14 protein-coding genes are annotated in these 20085 nt (G+C 66.0%); 4 read left to right on the top strand and 10 right to left on the bottom strand.

Annotated features, from left to right (window positions below; translation table 11 throughout):
* Positions 1-91: 91 nt before the first annotated feature.
* On the top strand, positions 92-1741 hold the full coding sequence (locus tag IE122_RS09120) for a GMC family oxidoreductase (protein WP_189620852.1): 1650 nt from the start codon (positions 92-94) through the stop codon (positions 1739-1741).
* 95 nt (positions 1742-1836) lie between these two features.
* On the opposite strand, the gene IE122_RS09115 is transcribed toward IE122_RS09120, so the two are convergent.
* Together IE122_RS09115 and putA are read right to left on the bottom strand one after the other, a co-directional pair.
* Positions 1837-2982 (bottom strand): epoxide hydrolase family protein, encoded by a 1146-nt coding sequence (locus tag IE122_RS09115; protein ID WP_189620851.1) that lies wholly within the window; start codon positions 2980-2982, stop codon positions 1837-1839.
* 279 nt (positions 2983-3261) lie between these two features.
* Positions 3262-6891: a trifunctional transcriptional regulator/proline dehydrogenase/L-glutamate gamma-semialdehyde dehydrogenase gene (gene putA, locus IE122_RS09110; RefSeq protein ID WP_189620850.1), complete on the bottom strand. Its 3630-nt coding sequence runs from the start codon at positions 6889-6891 to the stop codon at positions 3262-3264.
* A gap of 97 nt (positions 6892-6988) precedes the next feature.
* On the opposite strand from putA, the gene IE122_RS09105 reads away from it, so the two are divergent.
* Positions 6989-7459, top strand: coding sequence for an Lrp/AsnC family transcriptional regulator (locus IE122_RS09105; protein WP_189620849.1), 471 nt, complete (start codon positions 6989-6991; stop codon positions 7457-7459).
* A 154-nt stretch (positions 7460-7613) separates the two neighbouring features.
* On the opposite strand, the gene IE122_RS09100 is transcribed toward IE122_RS09105, so the two are convergent.
* Genes IE122_RS09100 through cyoA form a run of 7 tightly spaced genes read right to left on the bottom strand, consistent with a single transcriptional unit; the run spans position 7614 to position 14526 of the window.
* Positions 7614-8162, bottom strand: a complete 549-nt coding sequence (locus tag IE122_RS09100; RefSeq protein WP_189620848.1) for a response regulator transcription factor — start codon at positions 8160-8162, stop codon at positions 7614-7616.
* Complete coding sequence (locus IE122_RS09095) at positions 8159-9454, bottom strand: ATP-binding protein (RefSeq protein ID WP_189620969.1); 1296 nt, start codon at positions 9452-9454, stop codon at positions 8159-8161. Before IE122_RS09095 ends, IE122_RS09100 begins: the two co-directional genes overlap by 4 nt.
* Positions 9454-10140: an SURF1 family protein gene (locus tag IE122_RS09090; RefSeq protein WP_268249015.1), complete on the bottom strand. Its 687-nt coding sequence runs from the start codon at positions 10138-10140 to the stop codon at positions 9454-9456. The genes IE122_RS09095 and IE122_RS09090 overlap by 1 nt, the downstream gene beginning before the upstream one ends.
* A gap of 50 nt (positions 10141-10190) precedes the next feature.
* Positions 10191-10565 (bottom strand): cytochrome o ubiquinol oxidase subunit IV, encoded by a 375-nt coding sequence (gene cyoD / locus IE122_RS09085; RefSeq protein WP_189620847.1) that lies wholly within the window; start codon positions 10563-10565, stop codon positions 10191-10193.
* Positions 10562-11212 carry a cytochrome o ubiquinol oxidase subunit III gene (gene cyoC, locus IE122_RS09080; RefSeq protein WP_373299126.1) on the bottom strand — a complete coding sequence of 217 codons (651 nt, stop codon included), beginning with the start codon at positions 11210-11212 and terminating at the stop codon, positions 10562-10564. The genes cyoD and cyoC overlap by 4 nt, the downstream gene beginning before the upstream one ends.
* Positions 11213-11215: 3 nt before the next feature.
* Positions 11216-13228 carry a cytochrome o ubiquinol oxidase subunit I gene (gene cyoB, locus IE122_RS09075; RefSeq protein WP_189620846.1) on the bottom strand — a complete coding sequence of 671 codons (2013 nt, stop codon included), beginning with the start codon at positions 13226-13228 and terminating at the stop codon, positions 11216-11218.
* Positions 13229-13233: 5 nt separating this feature from the next.
* Positions 13234-14526: a ubiquinol oxidase subunit II gene (gene cyoA, locus IE122_RS09070; RefSeq protein ID WP_189620966.1), complete on the bottom strand. Its 1293-nt coding sequence runs from the start codon at positions 14524-14526 to the stop codon at positions 13234-13236.
* 195 nt (positions 14527-14721) lie between these two features.
* Here cyoA and IE122_RS09065 point away from each other — a divergent pair, with 195 nt between their 5' ends.
* Positions 14722-16050, top strand: a complete 1329-nt coding sequence (locus tag IE122_RS09065; RefSeq protein ID WP_189620845.1) for an MFS transporter — start codon at positions 14722-14724, stop codon at positions 16048-16050.
* An 18-nt stretch (positions 16051-16068) separates the two neighbouring features.
* Here the strand turns inward: IE122_RS09065 and IE122_RS09060 are convergent, their stop codons facing one another.
* On the bottom strand, positions 16069-18204 hold the full coding sequence (locus IE122_RS09060; RefSeq protein ID WP_189620844.1) for a putative bifunctional diguanylate cyclase/phosphodiesterase: 2136 nt from the start codon (positions 18202-18204) through the stop codon (positions 16069-16071).
* Between the two features lie 213 nt (positions 18205-18417).
* Between IE122_RS09060 and IE122_RS09055 the strand changes: the two genes are divergently transcribed.
* Complete coding sequence (locus tag IE122_RS09055) at positions 18418-20043, top strand: hypothetical protein (RefSeq protein ID WP_189620843.1); 1626 nt, start codon at positions 18418-18420, stop codon at positions 20041-20043.
* The last annotated feature ends 42 nt before the right edge of the window (positions 20044-20085 follow it).

Raw genomic sequence — 20085 nt, 5'->3', positions numbered from 1 at the left:
GCCCGAAACCGGCCCGGCCCGGCGACGATGGCGGCAAGACATCCGCCAGCCCGCGTCAACCGGGGCCCGCGCGGCGAGAGGATCAGCGTCGATGGATTTCAAGCCCGATTACATCATCGTCGGTGCCGGCTCGGCCGGGTGCGTGCTGGCCAACCGGCTGAGCGCCGATCCCGCCTGCAAGGTGCTGCTCCTGGAAGCTGGCGGCAGCGACGGCGGGCTGTTCTATCGCATGCCCGCCGGGTTCTTCGAGCTGATGAAGCGCGGCACCGGCAACTGGAACTTCGAGACGGTGCCGCAGGCCGGGCTCGACGGCCGCACGATATACTTTCCGCGCGGCAAGGTGCTGGGCGGGTCCAGCTCGATCAACGGCCTCGTCGTCGCGCGGGGGAATGCGGGCGATTACGATCGCTGGGCGCAGATGGGCAATCCCGGCTGGAGCTGGGCGGACTGCCTGCCCTATTTCCGCCGCATCGAAAGCTGCCCGGCCAGCGCCGATCCGGCAACGCGCGGCCATGATGGGCCGGTAGGGGTAGCCTGGACCTCTATCGACGCGATGAACCCCACCTCCGCCGCCTTCATCAAGGGGGCGATAGCCGCCGGCCATCCGTTCAATCCGGACATGAACCGGGGCGATCCTTCGGGCGTGGCCCAGATGCAGGGCAATTACCGCGACGGCCTGCGCCAGAGCGCATCGGCCTGTTACCTGAAGCCGGTGCTCGCGCGGCCTAACCTCAAAGTGGTGACCGGCGCGCTGGCGGCGAAAGTGCTGATGCGCTCCGGTCGCGCGACCGGGCTGACTTATGGTCGCAAGGGTCGGTTGGTCTCGGTGGAGGCCGCGCGCGGCGTGATCCTGGCCGGGGGCGTCGTCAATTCGCCGCAACTGCTGCAACTGTCGGGGATCGGCGATCCCGCCGATATCACCCCCCACGGCATCGCGATGGTGCACGAATTACCCGAGGTCGGGCGCAATCTCAAGGATCACCTCGCCGTCACCGTCAAGCAGCGGCTGACGCGGCCCTATTCGATGCTTGGTATGCTGCGGCCGCTGGGCGCGCTGAAAGCGCTGGGCCAGTACCTGCTGTTCCGCTCCGGCCCCACCGCCGTCGGCGGGCTGGAGGCGTGGGCCCACCTCATGTCGCGCCCCGATCTCGAATATCCGGATATCCAGATCTACACCGTGCCGCTGATGTACAACGACCACGGCCGCGATGTGATACCGGAGGAGGGCTTCCAGGGGGTGCTGAACGGGAGCCGGCCGAACAGCGCCGGGACGATCCGCATCGCCTCGGCCGATCCCGCCGCCGCGCCGCTGATCGATCCGCGCTACCTGTCCGATCCCGAAGACTTGCGCGTGCTGCGCGAAGGCATCCGCCTGACCCGTGACATCTTTGCGCAGGATGCCTACGCCGATTTTCGCGGCGACGAATACGCCCCCGGCGCGGCGTGCCGCTCCGACGCGGAACTCGACGCCTATGTCCGCGCCACCGCATATACCCTGTATCACCCGGTCGGCACATGCCGCATGGGCACGGACGCGGGTGCCGTGGTCGATCCCGACTTGCGCGTGCGCGGGATCGACGGACTGTGGGTCGTCGATGCCTCGGTCATGCCGGAGATCATCAGCGGCAACACCAACTTCCCGACGATGATGATCGCCGAGAAAGCGGCCGAAGCGATCATAGCCGGGGAGCGATCGGGGGCTGAGCCCGGATTGACCCCAAGCCCTGCCATGGCCGTTTAATCCCCACCTCCGTTCGTATCGAGCGTAGTCGAGATACGGTGGCGCTGACGTATCTCGACTACGCTCGATACGAACGGAGCGTTACGGTAATCAGGTTACCGCATTTGCCGGAAGCACTGACGCACTTCGCCGACGAACAGTTCGGGCTGTTCGAGCGCGGCAAAGTGGCCGCCCTTGTCCAGGGTGTTCCAATGGATCATCCGCGGCGTGCATTGCCTGGCCCAGCTTAGCGGGGCGGGGTAGATTTCCTTGGGGAACACGCTGTAGCCGCAAGGGATCTGCACCTGCTTCTTGTTGACGAAGCCCCCGGTGAAGCTTTCCCAGTACAGCCGGGCCGAAGAAGCACCGCAGTTGGGCAGCCAGTACATCATCACCGCGTCGATCAGTTCGTCGGCGGTCAGGATGTTGAGCGGATCGCCATCGCAATCGGACCAGGCGGCGAACTTCTCGACAATCCAGGCCGCCTGCCCCACCGGCGAATCCGCCAGCGCATAGCCGACCGTCTGCGGCCGGGTCGCCTGCTGGAGCGAATAGCCTGCTTCCTGCCGCTGGTAATAGTCCATGGCCTCCATCATCTTCGCCTGATCGGGCTCCAGATCGCCGAACGGCGGCGGCGGCATCACGATCGGCATGTTGGTATGGACTGCGATCAGCCCTTCGGGCTGCTGCAGGCCCAGCGCATAGGTCACGGCCGAGCCCCAGTCCCCGCCCTGCGCCACCCAGCGATCATAGCCCAGCCGCTTCATCAGCTTGCCCCAGACGCCCGCGATCCGGCCCACACCCCAGCCGGTCGCGTCCGGTTTGCCGGAAAAGCCGAAGCCGGGCAGCGCCGGAATGACAAGGTGAAAGGCATCGGCGGCGTTCCCGCCGTGGGCCTGCGGCTCGGTCAGCGGGCCGATCGACTTCATGAACTCCAGGATCGAGCCGGGCCAGCCATGGGTCAGCAGCAGCGGCATAGCGTCGGGGTTGGACGAGCGGACATGCAGGAAGTGGATGTCGAGCCCGTCGAACGCGGTCATGAACTGGGGCAGCGCGTTCAGCGCCGCCTCGCAGCGCCGCCAGTCATAACGATGCCGCCAGTGATCGACGAGCGCGCGCATCCACTCCTGCGGGACGCCCTGCGACCAGTCGGCCACCGTCTCGCGCGCGGGCCAGCGGGTGCGCGCCAGCCGCTCGTCGAGATCGCGCAAGTCCTCGTCGGGGATGGCGATGGTGAAGGGCCGGATGGCATCTGTGGTCATGGCTGTTCTCTCCCCAGCGCGGCGATGCGCGCCGTTATCCTTAGTCATCGGCCATGGCCGGCATGGCGGCGGTCAGGTGATCCCTGATACTGCGGACAAGACTTCCATCTGGTCAGGACAATGTCAACGTCCCGGCACGCCATCGGCCGTGCCCGTCGCCCGATGCTGGATGAAGGTCTATCGCATCGCGAATGGAACGCCTCCGATACACTGCGAACCGGCGAACCACGCGGATGCGCGGTCATCGCCCTCGATGCCGCGCCCGGTATGCGTGCCGGATCAGCCGATCATCATCAGGCTGGCGTTGCCCCCGGCAGCGGTGGTGTTGGTGCAGACGGCCAGTTCATCGAGCAAGAAGTTGACCGGGTAACGGCCCGTCACGCCCGGCGCGGCGGCGTAAACGGATGCGATCTGCGCCGGTTGCGCGGCTGCGAGCGCGACCGCTTCGGCCACCTCCACAGCCTCGCCTTCGACCAGGACGGCGGCAACGCTGCCGGCGGTATCGGTGGCGATCCGTTCCTTGACGGCAGCGGGCAGTCCGGCCGGCATGAGGGTCGCATCGATCACCGCCACGTTGCCCGATGCCAGCACCGCCGACAACTGATCGGCAAAGCCGGAAGCGCTCTGCGGCATGACGCGCACGCGGCCGCGCGGGTGGAGGGTATAGAGGTTACGCTCCCCCACCGGGCCGGGCAGTTCCAAGGCGGCACCCAAGGCCGAACGCGCGCCATAGGCCTTCGCGACCGCAGCACCTTCATGATTTCCCCGTGCGCAAAGCCAGCCGATGAATTCGCGCAAGGCGGCCGGTAGCGCGCCGTTGCCCGCAATGACGTTCTCCGGCACCCGTCTTGACAGTCGTCCGAGGTAGAGCGGCCCACCCGCCTTGGGGCCGGTGCCCGAAAGGCCCCTGCCCCCGAACGGCTGCACCCCGACTGTCGCGGCGATGATGTTGCGGTTCACATAGACGTTGCCCACCGCGATGCGCGCGGTGACATGCGCGATCGTTGCATCGAGCCGGGTGTGCAAGCCAAAGGTCAGCCCATAACCGGTAGCGTTGATGGCATCGATCAGCCGGTCCAGCCCTTCGCGCCGGAAGCGGACGACGTGGAGCACCGGTCCGAACACCTCGCGTTCCAGTTCGGCCACGCTGTCGATCTCGATGATCGTCGGCGCGACGAAATGCCCCGCGACCGCCGCGTCCGGCAGTGCCAGCCGTTCGACCCGATGCCCCCGCTCTGCCATCGCCGCGACATGGCGCTCGATCGTGTCGCGTGCATCCGCCGTGATGACCGGACCAATATCGGCCGCCAGCCGATCCGTGCGCCGGATCGCCAGTTCGCGCAGCGCGCCTTTGAGCATCGCCAGCGTGCGATCCGCGATCTCCTCCTGCAGGCACAGCACCCGCAGCGCCGAACAACGCTGGCCCGCGCTGTCGAACGCCGAGGCGATCACATCGGCCACGACCTGCTCGGCCAGAGCCGAGGAATCGACGATCATCGCGTTCTGCCCGCCGGTTTCGGCGATCAGCGGAATAGGCAGGCCATCGTCCGAAAGCCGCAAGGCAAGCTGGCGCTGGATGAGCCGCGCAACCTCGGTCGAACCGGTAAAGATCACCCCCGCCGTCTGCGGCGCGGCGACGAGCGCGGCCCCGATCGCGCCATCGCCGGGCAGGAATTGCAGCACTTCGGCCGGAACCCCTGCTTCGTGCAGGATGCGGACGGCCTCCGCGGCGATCAGCGGGGTTTCCTCCGCCGGCTTGGCCAGCACGGGGTTGCCCGCCACCAGCGCCGCCGCCACCTGACCGGCGAAGATGGCGAGCGGGAAGTTCCACGGGCTGATGCACACTACCGGCCCCAACGGCACCTGATCCGGGCCGAACGTGGCCTTGGCCTGCCCCGCGTAATAGCGCAGGAAATCGATCGCCTCGCGCACTTCGCCAATAGCGTTAGGCGCCGATTTGCCCGCCTCGCGCACGGCGAGGCCGATGAGGTCAGCCATCTGCGCCTGCATGCGGTCGGCCGCGCGATCGAGACAGGCGGCGCGGGTCGCCACCGGCGTCGCCGCCCAGCCGGCCGCAGCCTTCGCGGCGGTGCGCGCGGCGTGCGCCGCATCGCGCTCCAGCGCGAAAGCGACTTCGCCCACCTGGTCCTGCCGATCGCCGGGGTTCAGCACCGGATGCCGCTGCCGCTCGATCTGCAAGCCCGCAATCAGCGGCGCGGCGCTCCAGTCGCGCCCGGCGCTGTGGCGCAGGCTATCGCCAAGGCTGGCCAGCGCGCTTTCGTCAGTGAGGTCGATGCCGGTGGAATTGCGCCGGTCGGGATAGAGATCGGCCGGCAGGGCGACCCCGTCGTGGCGCGCGCCCGGCCCGGGCATAGCGCTGACAATCGCGACCGGATCGGCGATCAGCTCGTCGATCGACACCGCCGGATCGGCGATGCGGTTGACGAACGAGGAGTTGGCCCCGTTCTCCAGCAGGCGGCGCACCAGATAGGCCAGCAGCGTCTCGTGGGTGCCGACCGGGGCATAGATACGGCAGGGCCGGTCCAGCCTGTCGCGGCCGACGACCTGCTCGTAGAGCGGCTCCCCCATGCCGTGGAGGCACTGGAACTCGTACTGCCCGATTTCAAAATCCGGCCCGGCCAGATGATGGATCGTCGCCACCGTCTGCGCGTTGTGCGTGGCGAACTGCGGGAACACCGCATCGGGTGCTGCCAACAGCGCGCGCGCGCAGGCGATGTAGGCGACATCGGTGTGGACCTTGCGGGTGTAGACCGGAAAGTCGGCCAGACCATCGACCTGGGCGCGCTTGATCTCGGCATCCCAATAGGCTCCCTTCACCAACCGCACCATCATCCTGCGGCCCGCCCGCCGCGCCAGATCGATGATCCAGTCGATCACGAAGGGACAACGCTTGCCATAGGCCTGAACCACGAAGCCGAGCCCGTCCCACCCCTGCAGCGCGGGGTCCAGCGCCAGGGATTCGAGCAGGTCGAGCGACAGTTCCAGCCGATCCGCTTCCTCGGCATCGATGTTGAAGCCGATACCGTAGCCGCATGCCAGCAGGGCAAGGTCACGGACGCGCGGCAGCAGTTCGGCCATGACCCGGTCCGCCTGCGCCCGGCTGTAGCGCGGGTGCAGCGCCGACAGCTTGATCGAGATGCCGGGCCCGTCATAGATGCCACGCCCGGCCGCTGCGCGGCCGATGGCATGGATCGCCTGCTCGTAATCGCGATAGAACCGCGCCGCATCCGCCGCTGTCGCCGCTGCTTCGCCCAGCATGTCGTAGCTGTAGCGAAAGCCCCGCTCCTCCAGCCGCCGCGCCCGGCGCAGCGCTTCGGCGATGGTCTCGCCGGTCACGAACTGTTCGCCCATCATCCGCATCGCCAGATCGACGCCGCGCCGCACCACCGGCTCCCCGGCGCGGCCCAGCAGCCGCGTCAGCGCCGCGCCAAGGCCGCGATCATCCACGCTGCCCGCCAGCTTGCCGGTCACCACCAGTCCCCAGGTCGCCGCGTTGACGAACAGCGATTTGCCGCCGCCCAGATGCGAAGCCCAGTCACCATCAGCCAGCTTGTCGCGGATCAGGGCATCGCGGGTGGCGTGATCGGGGATGCGCAGCAACGCCTCGGCCAGGCACATCAGCGCCACCCCCTCCTCGCTCGACAGCGAATACTCCTGCACCAGCCCCTCTACCCCGGTGCCGCGGTAATTGGCGCGCAAGGTGCTGACGAGCCGTCGCGCGGTAGCGGCGATCGCCGCGCCCGATGCGGCATCCACCCGCGCCCGCTCGATCAATGGCTCAAGGCACGCCGCTTCGTCGCGCCGGTAAGCGGCGGTGATCGCCTGCCGCAGCACTGTGGGCTGGCGGACGGGGGGCGCGAAAGCGGCGAATGGGTGCGGATCGGTCATGCATCGTGATAGCGCAGAGACTGGCGGCGTTCCGCCCAATCTTTCGGCTCCAGGAGAGCGATTGGACTTTATATCGACCATTTGGTAGGTAATCAGGATGGATAAATCAGTCAAACCAGTCGATCTGGATGATTTCGATCGCAAGATCATCGCCGCGCTCGTAAAGGACGGGCGGATGACGGTCACCGATCTCGCCCGCACCGTGGGCCTGTCCAAGACGCCGTGCCAGGTGCGGCTGCGCCGGCTGATCAACGGCGGGGTCATCACCGGCTTTTGCGCCACGATCGATCCCGTCAGGCTGGGTGTCGATCATGTTGCCTTCACCGAAGTGAAGCTTTCCGACACGCGCGAAAAGTCATTGGAAGAATTCAACGCCGCCGTCCGCCGCATCGCCGAGGTGGAGGAATGCCACATGATCGCCAGCAGCTTCGATTACCTGCTGAAAGTGCGCACGGCCGATATCCGCCGCTATCGCATCGTGCTGGGCGAAAAGATCTCCGCGCTGCCGCATGTGGAGAGCACGTCCACCTTCGTGGCGATGGAAACCGTGAAGGATCGCGGGGTTTAGGAGCCTTTCACATCACCATGCGCTCCCCGCCCCTGCGGGGCGGGGCCGGGGGTGGGGGAGCGGTGCCGCCAGGCAGCGCGTCAAAGCTATCGTGGTACACCCCCCTCCCAACCTCCCCCCTGAAGGGTGGAGGAGCAGGCGGTACCATCGCCCTCTATATCCGCCGCTTCTCCAGCTTGCGGGCCAGGGTGCGACGGTGAAGGCCCAGCCGTCGCGCCGCCTCGGAGACGTTGAAGTCGCACTCCACCAGCGTCTGGTGGATATATTCCCATTCCAGCGTCTTGATCGAACTCCTGCGCCCGTCGACCGGAACGCTGGCATCGCCCTGCGCGCTGGCGAAGGCGGCTTCGATATCGTCGGTGTTGGATGGCTTGGCCAAGTAATGCGAAGCCCCCAGCTTGATCGCTTCCACCGCCGTCGCGATGCTGGCGTAGCCGGTCAGCACGACGATATGCGTCTTGGGCTGCAGCGCGTGGAGCGACTGGACCACCGCCAGCCCGGAATCGCCGCCCAGCTTGAGATCGACGACCGCGTAGTCGAACCGGGATTCGTGCGCCCGGGCCTCGGCGGCGGCGGCAGAGGCGGCTGACGATACGACATAGCCGCGCCGCTCGAACGACCGGCGCAAGGTGCGGGCAAAGGCCGGATCGTCCTCCACGATCAGCAGGGTCGCGCCGGCGATTTCGGGCTCTGCCTCGGTCATTGGGCCACCCCGTCGTGATACGCGATGGCCTGCAGCGGCAGCGTCAGCCGTACCGCCGCCCCACCGATCTCGCGGTTTTCGACCATCACTCGCCCGCCCAGCTTGCGCACCACGTTCACCACCAGGAACAGCCCCAGCCCGCCGCCATCGCGGCCCTTGGTCGAGGCATAGGGCTGGCCGATCCGCTCCATGATCTCGGGCGCGAAGCCGGGGCCGCTGTCCGCCACGACGATCTCCAGATCATCGCCGCTACGCGCGATTTCAAGCGAGACCTGTCCCGGCGCGGCTTCCTGGGCATTGTCGATCACATTGCCGATGACCTGCGTCAGCCCCCGGTCGGCGACAATGGCCACGTCCTCGCCGAAGCTGTCGACATAGCGCAGGTCACCCGCCATGCGCGCCTGCCAGTCTGCGGCGATGGCGGCGAACAGGGTGCGCACGGTGGTGACGGCGGGATTTTCCCCGCGCAGGTCACCCGCCGACATCAGGATGCCGCTGACGATGGTCTTGCAGCGATCGAGCTCGGTGCGCATGTCGGCAAGATCTGCAGCCAAGTCCTCGTTCGCGGCGACGACCGGGAGACGCGACCAGTCGCCCAGGATCACCGAGATCGAGGACAGCGGCGTGCCCAGTTCGTGCGCCGCGCCCGATGCCAGCAGGCCCATACGGATGATGTGGTCCTCCTCCGCCGCCTGCCGCCGCAGCGCTTCGAGCGCGGTATCGTTCTCTCGCCGGTTACGGTCGAGCCGGGCGACGAAGAACACCAGCAGGACCGAGGCGAGGACGAAGCAGAACAGGCTGCCAAGCTGATAGAGGTGGAACCGGTTGGCGGCATAGCGCGCCGGCAGGTTCAGGGGCACGTAGAAGAAGGTCAGGAACAGGATCGACAGGCACGCCAGCATCGCGATCACCCAGCTCCAGCGCGGCTTGAGGATCACCGTGGCGATCACGATCTGGAGCAGGAACAGGAAGGTGAAGGGGTTGGTTGCCCCGCCGCTGTGATAAAGCTGCCAGCCCAGCACGGCGACATCGATCAACAGTGCGGCCAGCAGTTCGCCCTGCGAAAAGTCGCGGCGGCGCTGGAGCAGGCTGGCGGTCGCCAGGTTGACGACGATCAGCAGGAGCGGCGCGATCAGCAGCGCCGCCAGTGGCAGCCGCGCGCCCAGCACCTGGGTGACCGCCACGATTGTCGCAAGCTGGCCGAACACCGCGATCCAGCGCAACTGCATCAGCAGCAGGACATTGCGCCAACTGGCGCTGCGCGAGGTGGGATGCGCTGCGAACAGGCGCATCACGGCGAACCGTCCGCGCGGGGCCGCACGCTCCGCCAGGCGGCGGCGAAGGATAGCACCGCCATCGCCAGCCAGGTCAGCGCGTAGGCAAGGTGATTGTCGGCAAAGCGGATCACCGTGAGCCCCGGCACCGGCGCTGCACCCTGCCCGCGCCGCTGGTCCTGCGCGCGTTCCTGCTGGACATCGACGAACACCCGCGCGACCCGGCCGATGCCGCGCGCCTGTGCCAGCGCTGCGGTGTCGCGGGAATACCAGCGATCGTCCTGCGGCCGGTTGGCCTGCAGCAGGCTGCCGCCCGGCTCATCAAGGCGCAGAAGGCCGACGAGCGCGACCGGCCCCCGCGGCACCGCATCGCGCACTTTGGCGAGCGGCGTGCCCGCAGGCACGAACCCGCGGTTGACCCACAAGGTCCTGCCATCCGCGATCCGCATCGGCGTCATCGCCCAGTATCCCGTGCCCAGTTCAGTGCTCGCCCTGACAAGGGCGCTCGCCTGCCCGGCATAGACGCCCCGAAGGCGAACGCGAAGATACTCCGTGGCACGCGGCGATCCGGCGAGCACCCCGTCGGCTGGCAGATCGACCGGACCAGCATGGACCCGGGCATCGACCCGGGCGATCAGATCCTGCTTCCAGTGGATCCGCTGCACTTGCCAGATGCCGAGCGCGACGAATGCCGCCCCGGCTATCGTCAGCAGCGCGATCAGCCCCCAGGGCCGGCGCGACGCGGCGCGGGGTATCAGGGCATCTGCCCCATTTCGTGAGCGGTCGGCATCATGTTGTGGTTGAGGTGGTACATGACCCACAGCGAGCCGGACAGCGCGATGATGACGATGATCACAGTGAAGATCAGCGCCATGATCGTCCAGCCGCTCTCCGCCTTGGCGTTCATGTGCAGAAAGTAGATCATGTGCACCACGATCTGCACGATCGCGAATGCCATGATCACCAGCGCGGTCGCTTGCCGATCGGCGATGGCGTGGCTCATCACCAGCCAGAAAGGGATCGCCGTCAGCACCACCGACAGCAGGAAGCCGATCACGTAATCGCGCATCGAGCCGTGGTTGCCATGGTCATCGTGGTGGCCGTGCGCGGAGTAGTCGGCAGCGCTCATCGCAGCATCCCCATGAGATAGACAAAGGTGAAGACGCCGATCCAGATGACGTCGAGGAAATGCCAGAACAGCGACAGGCACATCAGCCGCCGCCGGTTGGCGGCGATGAGGCCCTTCGCGGCGATCTGCGCCACCAGCGTGAACAGCCACACCAGCCCGAAGGTCACGTGCAGGCCGTGGGTTCCCACCAGCGAGAAGAACGCGGTCAGGAAGCCCGACCGCATCGGCGTCGCGCCTTCGTGGATGAGGTTGGCGAATTCGTAGAGTTCGATCGAAAGGAACGCGGCACCGAACCCGGCAGTGACCAGCAGCCAGGTGATGGTCTGCCCGGCCTTGCCGCGCTCCATCGCCAGCATGGCAAAGCCATAGGTGATCGACGAGAACAGCAGCATCGCGGTGTTCAGCGCCACCAGCGGCAGCTCGAACAGGTCCCTCGGCCCCGGGCCCGCCGCGAAGTTGCCGCCCAGCACGCCATAGGCGGCGAACAGCATCGCAAAGATGAGGCAATCGCTCATCAGGTAGATCCAGAAGCCCAGCATCGTGCTGCCGCCTTCGGGGTGATCGTGCTCGTTCAGGTCATAGAACGCGGCGGTGATCTGGGCCTCGTCGGCGCGGATCATGGTCTGCTGGGGGGTGGTCGCATGCATCGCTCAGGCTCCCGCCGCCGCCAGCCGGCGCGTGCGCGCGGCCTCGGTCTCGGCCACCGTGGCCGCCGGGATGTGGTAATCGCGCCGGTAATTGAAGGTGTGGACGATGGCATAGCCGATGATGCCGACGAACGAGAGCGCGGCCAGCCACCAGATGTACCAGATCATCGCGAAGCCCAGCGCCGTCGAAAGGCCCGCCAGGATCACACCGGTGCCGGTGCCCTTGGGCATGTGGATCGGCCGGAAGCCGCCCAGCGGCCGCGCCACCTTGCAGGCCTTCATGTCGGCCCAGGCATCGATATCGTGGACGATCGGGGTGAAGGCGAAATTGTATTCGGGCGGCGGCGAGCTGGTCGACCATTCGAGCGTGCGCCCGTCCCACGGATCGCCGGTCTCGTCCCGCAGCGCCTCGCGGTTGCGGATCGACACGGCGAACTGGATCAGCATGGCACCGATGCCCAGCGCGATCAGGAACGCGCCGAAGGCGGCGATGCCGAACCATACCTGCAGCGAAGGATCATCGAACACGCGCATCCGGCGGGTCACGCCCATCAGGCCCAGCACGTAGAGCGGCATGAAGGCGAACCAGAAACCCGTCACCCAGCACCAGAAGCTGACCTTGCCCCAGAACTGGTTGAGCCGGAACCCGAACGCCTTGGGCCACCAGTAGTTGATCGCCGCGAACACGCCGAACACGACGCCACCGATAATGACGTTATGGAAGTGGGCGATCAGGAACAGCGAATTGTGCAGCACGAAGTCCGCCGGCGGCACCGCCAGCAGCACCCCGGTCATCCCGCCGACCACAAAGGTCAGCATGAAGGCCACCGTCCACATCATCGGCAGTTCGAAGCGGATGCGGCCGCGGTACATCGTGAACAGCCAGTTGAACAGCTTGGCCCCGGTCGGGATGGAGATCACCATGGTGGTGATACCGAAGAACGAGTTGACGCTGGCCCCCGAACCCATCGTGAAGAAGTGGTGCAGCCATACGACATACGACAGGATGGTGATGACCAGCGTGGCGTAGACCATCGAGGAATACCCGAACAGCCGCTTGCCACAGAAGGTGGAGGTGATTTCGGAGAACACGCCGAAGATCGGCAGGATCAGGATGTAGACTTCCGGGTGGCCCCAGATCCAGATCAGGTTCACGTACATCATGGCGTTGCCGCCGAAATCGTTCGTGAAGAAGTTGAAGCCCAGGTAACGGTCCACCGTCAGCATGCACAGCACCGCCGTCAGCACGGGAAATGCGGCAACGATCAGGATGTTGGTGCACAGGGCGGTCCAGGTGAAGATCGGCATGCGCATCATCGTCATGCCCGGACAGCGCATCTTGACGATCGTGGCGATCAGGTTGACCCCCGAGAGCAGCGTGCCGACCCCGGCGATCTGCAACGCCCAGATATAGTAATCGACCCCCACCCACGGGCTGTACGCCAGGTTCGAAAGCGGCGGATAGGCAAGCCACCCGGTCTGCGCGAACTCGCCCACGAACAGGCTCATCATCACCAGCACCGCGCCCGCCGTGGTCATCCAGAAGCTGAAGTTGTTGAGGAACGGGAAAGACACGTCGCGCGCGCCGATCTGCAGCGGGACGATGTAGTTCATCAGCCCGGTCACGAACGGCATCGCCACAAAGAAGATCATGATGACGCCGTGCGCGGTGAATATCTGGTCATAATGGTGGGAGTTGAGGTAACCCTCGTTGCCGTTGAAGGCCATCGCCTGCTGGATGCGCATCATCACCGCATCGGCGAACCCGCGCAGGAACATCACCAGCCCCAGCGCCATGTACATGACGCCGATCTTCTTGTGATCGACGCTGGTGAACCACTCCTTCCACAGATAGCCCCACAAGCGGAAATACGTGAGCGCCGCCAGCATCGCGACCCCGCCCAGCACGACGACGGCGAACGTCGCCAGGACAATGGGCTCCTGCGGGATCGCGTCCAGTCCGAGCCGGCCCAGCAGCGGGCTCCAGTGCGCATGGTCTACGGCTTCGATGGCCATGGGGATCAGTTCCGGGACAGCAAGGGGAAGGATGCGGAGGCGGGGGCGCGGCTTTGCGCCGTGCCGGGCGCGGGCAGGCCCGCTCCGCCCAGCGCACGCGGGTCGAGCGGCGGTCGCACGGTGCCGTCAGGCGTCTTGCCCGGCGCGCGGGCGCACAGCGCGCGCACCCATGCCAGCTCGCGGCGCACCGCCTCGCCGGGGTTGGCCTTGGCCGCCAGCGTCGCCTGCCGGCCGTGCTTGTCGTAAGCGAGCATAGAGACGTTGCGGATGCCGGCCTTGCCCAGCCCGCCGCGCATATCGATCGCCATCATCTCGCTGGTGCACATCTTGCCCGGCTCGACGCACATGTTGACCACGGCATCGTAAAGCTGCGGATCGACGGCGGCGAAGCGGATCGACGGAACTTTCTCACTCGGCTTTTCCAGCGTCAGGTAAGCAGCGCGATCAAGCGTTCCGCCCAGCATCGGCACAGGCGGATCGCCGGGCACGACGTCGTCGGCCGGCCGGCCTGCGGGCTGCGGTTTCACCCCGGTCGCGCGCACTTCGCCGATCCAGCGATCGAACCCATCGCTGCCCAGCGCGCGCACGGGAAAGCGCATGTTGGAGAAGCCGGCCCCCGAATAGTTGGCCGAGAAGCCGACCGAAGTCACCGGCCGGTTCATCACCGCGTGCAGCCGCGTCTCCATGCCGGGCATGGCATAGATTTGGCCGGCCATCGCCGGGACGTAGAAGGAGTTCATCACGCTGGACGAGGTGATGCGGAACTGCAGCGGCCGTCCGGTCGGCACTACCAGTTCGTTGACCGTCGCCACGCCCTGCTCCGGATAGATGAACAGCCATTTCCAATCGAGCGCGACGACGTCGATTTCGAGCGGCCGGGCATCGGGCGCGACCGGTGTGTGTTCGTCGAGCCGGCCGATGGCGCGGTACGGGTCGAGCAGGTGGGTCCCAACCCAGGTCAGCGCCCCCAAGCAGATGATGATGAGCAGCGGCGCAGCCCAGATCACCAGTTCGAGCTGGGTCGAATGATCCCAGTCGGGCTGGTATTCCGCAGCGCTGTTCGATGCCCGGTAACGCCAGGCGAAGAACACCGTCAGCGCCATGACCGGAACGATGATGATCAACATCAGGACGGTCGAGACGACGACCAGATCACTCTGCTGCCGCGCGACATCGCCCGCCGGGCGCAGGACCACGCTGTTGCACGCAGCCAGGGCACCCATCAGCGCAAGGGCAGCGAGAGTTCGGAAGGAAGCCCGCAGGAAGCGCGGCTTCTGGGGGGATTCGGGGTCACGCATGATCGCCCGATAGGCTGATGCTGCGAGTGCGAACATAGGACATTTTGTCCAATACCCTTGATCGCCGTCAATGACGATAGGACCATGCCTGTGGGCCGCAGCAGGCACCGCCCAGAGTGATTCGTCCCCGCATCGCCCGCGATGGTTCCCCGCGAGCAGAATGTCAGGACCCGCAACGAGGCCGCAAGACTTATCATGACCAGCCCCGCGCCCAGCCACCTTTCGCCCACCCGGGATGCCCTGGGCGTGCCTTTGTTCAAGGGCCATCACGAACCCTCGCCGGGGGAAATCGCGATCGGCGTGGTGATCGGCCGGACCTCGGAATTCTTCGATTTCTTCGTCTATGCCGTCGCCTCGGTGCTGGTCTTCCCCAAGCTTTTCTTCCCGTTCCTTGATCCGCTGGAAGGCACCTTGTGGTCGTTCGCGATCTTTTCGCTGGCGTTCGTCGCGCGGCCGGTGGGCAGTCTGGTGTTCATGGCGATCGACCGTGCCTATGGCCGGGGCACCAAGCTGACGATCGCGCTGTTCCTGCTCGGCGGATCGACGGCTGCGATCGCCTTCCTGCCGTCCTACGAAGCCGCTGGGACCACCTCGATCTGGTTGCTGGCGCTGTTCCGGCTGGGTCAGGGTTTCGCGCTGGGCGGGACATGGGACGGGCTCGCCTCGCTGCTCGCGCTCAACGCGCCCGAACACCGGCGCGGCTGGTATGCGATGATCCCGCAGCTTGGTGCGCCGTTCGGGCTGATCGTCGCCAGCGCGCTGTTTGCCTTCATGATCGCCGAGCTGCCGGCCGCCGATTTCCTCGACTGGGGCTGGCGCTATCCGTTCTTCGTCGCTTTTGCGATCAATGTGGTGGCACTGTTCGCCCGGCTACGCATCGTCGTCACCGCCGAATTCGAACACCTGTTCTCTACCCGTGATCTTCAGCCCGTCAGCGTCCTCAGCACCATCCGCACCGAATGGCGCACCATCGTCATCGGCGCGCTTGCCCCGCTGGCCAGCTTCGCGCTGTTCCACATGGTCACCGTGTTCCCGCTGTCATGGGTGTTCCTCTATACCCGTGAAGCGCCCACCCGCTTCCTGCTGATCGAGGCGTTTTCCGCCGTGGTCGGGGTCGCCGCCGTCATCGCCTCGGGCCGCATTGCCGATCGCATCGGCCGCCGCCGCCTGCTCAGCGGCTGCGCCGCCGGCATCGCCGCCTTCTCGGGCTTCGCCCCGCAATTGCTGGACGCGGGGACGCTGGGCGAAGTGGCCTTCATGGTGATCGGCTTCGTCCTGCTGGGGCTGTCATTCGGCCAGAGTTCGGGCGTCGTTTCATCCTCGTTCGCCACCGAGCACCGCTATACCGGCTCAGCGATCACCAGCGACCTGGCATGGCTGCTCGGCGCGGGCTTCGCCCCGCTGGCGGCGCTGTGGCTGTCGGTGAATTTCGGCCTCATCGCCTCGGGCGGCTATCTGCTGTCCGGCGCGCTGATCACGTTCGCCGCGCTCTGGCTCAATACCGAACTCGCCAGCCGCCGCTGAGATGTCGACAGGGCGGCTTCAGGCCGCCTGACCGGACGCCATCGTCCCGTTGATCGCCTTGCGGCCGATCGTCGATGTGAAAGCGGGGATCGTCAGCTTGCCGTCGCGCGATCCGATCGGGGTGCGGATCTTGTGGTTCTCGATATCGGTCGGCAGCCCGGCGGATACCAGGTCATAGGTCGATACCCGGCTGCGCGTGCACAGCCCGCCATTGCCGTCGTTGACCAGCGAGCGATCGAATTCCAGGCCCAGTTGTTCGTGCAGCACCCGCCGCACGGTCGCGGTTTCCAACTGCCCTTCGCCGAAATAGAGCACGAAGCGGGTGCCGGCGGGTACGTCCTCCAGCCCTTCGATCAGCGCACCGGTGGCCGACAGATTGCGCAGCACGACCGGATAGTAATGATCTTCGTGGATCGCCCCGATCCAGCGAAACATCGATATGCGCTCGTTGCGCTGGCGGGCCGGGCCTTCGGGGGTGATGCCCCATTCGGAATGGCCGGCCCCTTCCAGGAACGCCGCCGCGTTCATCGGCCGCGAATAGATATAGCCCTGGATCTGGCCCACCCCGATCGCGCGCATCAGTTCAAGCTGATCGTGCGTCTCGATCCCTTCCGCGGTGGTATCCATCCCCAGCGCCGCCGCCAGGCCGACGATCGCGGCGATGATCGCCCCGTTGCGCGAACCCGGATCGGACACCCCGCGCACGAAGCTCTGGTCGATCTTGATCTTGTCGAACGGCGCGGTGCGCAGATAGGCGAGCGAGGAATAGCCGGTGCCGAAATCGTCCAGCGCCAGCCGCACGCCCAGCGTCTTGAGCGCGCGAAACCGGCTGGCGGTATCGCTGCCGTCGGCCAAGAACACGCTCTCGGTGATTTCCAGTTCGAGCCGCTCCGGCGCAAGCCCGGACGATGCCAGCGCATTGGCCACGGTCGCCGGGAACGCCGCATCGCAGAAATGGGTGGGCGATATGTTGACCGCCACCTTGAGATTGCCCGGCCAACGCGCCGCTTCGTGGCATGCGGTGCGCAGCACCCAATCGCCGATGTGTCGGATCAGTGCCGATTCCTCGGCAATGGGAATGAACTGTGCGGGGCTGATCATGCCCTTTTCCGGGTGGTTCCACCGGATCAGCGCCTCGGCCCCGATCACCGTATCGCTCTGTGCGCCCACCAGCGGCTGGTAATGCAGCTCGAATTCGCCCCGGGTGACGGCATCGTGCAGCGCTTCCTCAAGCTGCCGGCGGTCCTCGGCAGCAGTCAGCAGCTCACCGGTGAAGAAACGGAACGAGCCGCGCCCCTTGTGCTTGGCCGCATAGAGCGCGAGATCGACATTGCGCGCCAGTTCGTCGGCATCGGCCCCATCGAACGGGCTGACGGCGATGCCCACTGAAGCGCCGATGGTGCAGCGGCTGCCCGCGACCGAATAGGGCTGCGAAACCATGGCGATGACGCGCTCTGCCAACTGGCCCAGATCGCCGCGATCTTCCATGTCGGGCAGCAGCACCTGGAACTCGTCACCGCCCAGGCGGCACAGCGTCCCGGTGTCACCGATGATGGTTTGCAGCCGCTCCGCGACCTGCTTGAGCAGCGCATCACCGGCGCTGTGACCCAGCGTGTCGTTGACCTGCTTGAACCGGTCGAGGTCGATCAGCATCGTCGCGCAAGGCCGCTTGCCGGGGCCGTATGCGGCCAGCGTGCGCTGGATTGTCTGGCTCATCTGGCGACGGTTGAGCAGACCCGTCAGCGGATCGTGCATCGCCGCGTCGGCATTTTCCTCGGCGATGCGGCGTTCGTCGGTGATCTCGGAGATGACCCCGGCAAACCCGCCGAAGCTGTCACCACTCACCCCGCGCGCTTCGCCGGACAACAGCCACCAGCGGCGATCCTCGCCCTCGCCGGTGTGCACCGCCATGCGTTCGAGCCGTGATCGGCGCGACAGCATGAAACGCAGCGAACGGCCCGAGCCGCCCAGATCCTCGTGCCCGCGAAACACGTCTGTCAGCGGCTGGCCAACCAGCGACACCGCGCCCGGCAGGCGGTCCAGCGCCTTGCCGGACAGATGCGTGATCCGCCCTTCGGCATCGCTGGTCCAGAAACCGATGGCATCGAGATGGCTGACCGCCTGGCAGAACTCCATCGCCTGCCCTGGCGTCATCGCCGAGGCCGGCGACCCGCCCGCCGTTGCGGACCGATCACCTCGTTTGCCTTTTCTTGCCAAATTCCAGACCATTGGGCCCCGCCTCAAGCCATTGCTTATCCGGCAAATACCGCAACGGTAGTTACTTTTTGGTAACCACAGAGGTTTCACATTCCGGCTCGAACGACGTTTGTGTATAGCACGCGGCAAGGGGCAAATGGAGGGCCAGACTTGTACCGTCGTTTATTGACAGCCGCGCTCGTATCGAGCGCGATCATCATGCCGCATGTCCTCATCGCACAGACCCTGCCACCATCACCGCCCGTGATAACGGTACCGCCGGCAGCAAAGGGCCCGGCAGACCCGCTATCGACCACTCCGGAAGACCTGAAGGCGTTCGGCTCGCTCTATTTGCGCTGCGATGGCCGGCCTAACAACGTGACTGACGGGGAAAGTTTCGCCCGTTTTCTCGGCGCGGTAACGCTCTTGTCGCTCTTCGCCCCATCTCCGGAAATGCCGGATTCATCCGAACGACTGTTTGGAGAAAAGGGCGTTGCCGTGTGCAATGAACTGCTCGATAACCCCAAGCAGGAAACCAACGGATTACGCCGCATCCCGCTGATCTTGGGTCGCGCGATCCACCAGATCGAGGCCAAGAACTACGATACCGCGATCGCCGACGTTGCGAAAGCGCGCCAGGAGGCGACAGCCATCGGCCTTGTCGGCAACCCCTACTTCGATCGTTCAATGGGGCTGTCATTCAACATCATCGAAGCACATGCCCTGCTCCGCTCCGGCCATCCTGCCGAGGCGCAACACAAAGCGCTCGAGAATGCCCTGCGCCTGCCGTTCAGCTTCTATGCGGGCCTTGCCTCGCCCACCTTCCCGGAGTTCAACCGCGAACTGACATCGGACGAAGAAGCATTCTATCGCGCCAACGGCCGCATTTCCCGGCTCCAGGGGATCAGGTTCGCCAACCGCCTGGAAGAAGCCGGCCGCTTCGCCGAAGCCGCGAAGTGGCGCGACAGCATCACCACCGTGCTCAACGCCATGGATACCGCCAGCAAGGACACCTGGACTTATTCCGTCGCGGCAATTTCCTATGCGCTGGCCGGCAACTGGCAATTGGCCGACCAGCGCGCGGCGGAAGCACAGGCTAACATGGATGCCCGGATCGCCGCGGGCAAACCGGAAACCACGCAGGCCGCCGACATCGAACGCCTTGATCTGTATCAGGTCCTCAAACAGGCCCATGAAGGGCATCTGACCGAAGCACGGCGCAGCTTTGCGGCGCGCTCAAAGTGGATCGCGCCGAGCTTCGGGGCGATTGTGGCGACCAATGCTCTTCTGCGCCAGGGTGCGCGGCCGGACGAACTGTTCGGCAGCCTCGCCAAAACCCCCGATGCCCTGTGGGCAGAGCGGCGGACCGCGGCGCTTTCGGTCATGCTGGAGAATGACAAGAACAACCGGACCTTGTGGACGTTCCTGCTGCCTTACGCCAAGATCAGCGACTATGAAGCCGCCAGCAAGACAGTCTGGCGGGTGCAGAAGTCCTGGATCCTGGCCAAGGAGCCGATGAAGGATTCGCGTTTCTATCTCGAAACGATCAACAGCGGCCCGTTGACCCAGCCGGAGGCGCTGCTGCTGCACGGTGCATTGCAGGCCAAGGCCAAGGGTTTTGCCGGGTTGGTCATACTGACTCTGCCGGAACGACCGTCAGTTGCCTATGTCGAATTCGGCAATCCGGGCGATGCCGACATGACCGCTGACGGCTATCTGGATGCCGATACCGTGATCGCAGCCTTGCGGCCAGTGTTCCCCTCACCGGAAGACCTGGCCGCCCGCCGCAAATCGTAAGCACCAGCGAGCCCTCACTCCCATAGCAAAAAGCCCCGCCGG

The organism is Novosphingobium colocasiae, from assembly GCF_014652555.1.
In the GTDB taxonomy this organism is placed as follows: Bacteria; Pseudomonadota; Alphaproteobacteria; order Sphingomonadales; family Sphingomonadaceae; genus Novosphingobium; species Novosphingobium colocasiae.
Note: the sequence above shows the minus strand (reverse complement) of the source record. Positions and strands in the feature narration are given on the sequence as shown.